Below are 1,693 nucleotides of genomic sequence, written 5' to 3'. Positions count from 1 at the left end.
CGGCAGCAGCCCTTGCGCAATCGCCCTCCAGAACGCCGCCTCGACCGGCCGCTGGAACTTCGGATGCCCCGGCGAACGCAACTTCGGACGAACAGCCCGATCCGCAGCCTGCTGACGACGACCCATCACACACCCCTCTCACGAGGTGTTGCGACGACCAGTTGAATCCGCCTTGACTGCCTCGGTCCGAGTGGTGCACCAGCCCGTCGAGGTCGTGGCCTTCGCGGTGCCGGGTCCAGATCGCCTGTTCCAGCGCGTCCAGCACCAGTTGGGTGGTCATCGTGGTCCCGGAGCGCCAGCCCAGGATTCGGCGGGCGTAGGCATCCACGACGAACGCGACGTAGACCCACCCCGACCACGTCGACACGTAGGTGATGTCGGCCACCCACAACCGGTTCGGCACCACCGGCGCAAACCGGCGACTGACCAGGTCCTCCGGCCGCCGGGCTGCCCGATCGGGGATCGTGGTCCGCTTCACCGTCCCGCGCCGGACACCTTCCAGACCGGCGCCGCGCATGAGCCGTTCGACGGCGCAGCGCGCGACCGGGATGCCCTCGCGGTTGAGCTGCAGCCAGATCTTGCGGGCCCCGTAGACACCAAAGTTCGCGTCGTGGACTCGGCGAATCTCCACCAGCAAGGCCTCATCGCGCTGGACACGCTTGCTCGGGAACTTGTCGCGCCACTCGTAATACGTCGATGGGGCGATCTTCACGCCATGCTCGCTGAGCACCTGGCAGATCGACTCGACACCCCACCGCAACCCCTCCGCGTCACGCCGGTCGGCGTGCTCGCGGATGAAGTCGACGATCACTGACCGGGCCGGTCGAGCTCGGCCGCGAAGAAAGCCGACGCCGCCTTCAAGATCGCATTCGCCCTTTTCAGCTCGGCGTTCTCCCGCTTCAACCGTTTGATCTCGGCGGACTCCTCGCTGGTGATGCCGGGGCGCTGACCGTGATCGATCTCGTCCTGACGGACCCAGCGTCGCAAGGTCTCCGGGGTCGAGACCCCCACCAGCTCGGCGACCTTGACCATCGCCGGCCAATCCCCGTCATAGTTCGGCCGGGTCTCGTGATACATCCGCACCGCCCGGACCCTCAACTCAGCCGGGTACCGCTTGCTCGTGTTGCCTGGCATGACTCCAACCTTCCCAAAGCTCGGAGTCTCCGGACATCCCGGGGCGATTCAACGGAACCATTCGGCCAGGATGATCCAGGCGTTGCGGGTGGGTTCCATGACCACGGTCAGCTCGGCGGGATCGTTGATGTCAAGGTCACGCCACAGACGTTCAAGGTCGGCGGTGGAGGTGCTGAACTTGCGGCCGCGCCACACGGTGGTGCCGTGGTGGGTGAGCGTGGCTTGATGGGCGGCGCGACACGCGACGTCGATGCCCAAGGTCCAGGTCATCGCGGGTGTCCTTCCAGTAGTTCGGACCATGGATGTGGCTGGTGGTCGCGGCCACGGCCCAGACATTCTGCAAGTAGGAATCCGCCCCACGATGGGTGGTTCCAAGTTCCCGAACAGGGACACCGCTCGACCAGTCACAGGCCTGCGAGGACCCTCCACTGTTCAGAGATCACATTGTGTCTCGGTAAGTGATGCCCGGCCTCTCGCAGGCCCACTCCCAAGCTAAATGTAAGTGGCGGTTTCTACTGGTGGGTGCTGGCCGCGGGCATGCGGTCAGCGAAGGTGGTGG

1 protein-coding gene and 1 pseudogene are annotated in these 1,693 nt (G+C 65.6%); both read right to left on the bottom strand.

Features of this window, described 5'->3' with window-relative positions; all coding sequences use genetic code 11:
- Window positions 1–172 precede the first annotated feature (172 nt).
- Window positions 173–1,134: pseudogene (locus tag M3G03_RS12725) on the bottom strand (IS3 family transposase); the annotation flags it as partial.
- 48 nt (window positions 1,135–1,182) lie between these two features.
- Window positions 1,183–1,404, bottom strand: a complete 222-nt coding sequence (locus tag M3G03_RS12720) for a hypothetical protein (protein WP_259810498.1) — start codon at window positions 1,402–1,404, stop codon at window positions 1,183–1,185.
- Window positions 1,405–1,693 lie beyond the last annotated feature (289 nt).

The sequence above is a fragment of the Aestuariimicrobium sp. p3-SID1156 genome, assembly GCF_025144225.1.
In the GTDB taxonomy this organism is placed as follows: domain Bacteria; phylum Actinomycetota; class Actinomycetes; order Propionibacteriales; family Propionibacteriaceae; genus Aestuariimicrobium.
This window is presented reverse-complemented; position numbering and strand designations above follow the sequence as displayed.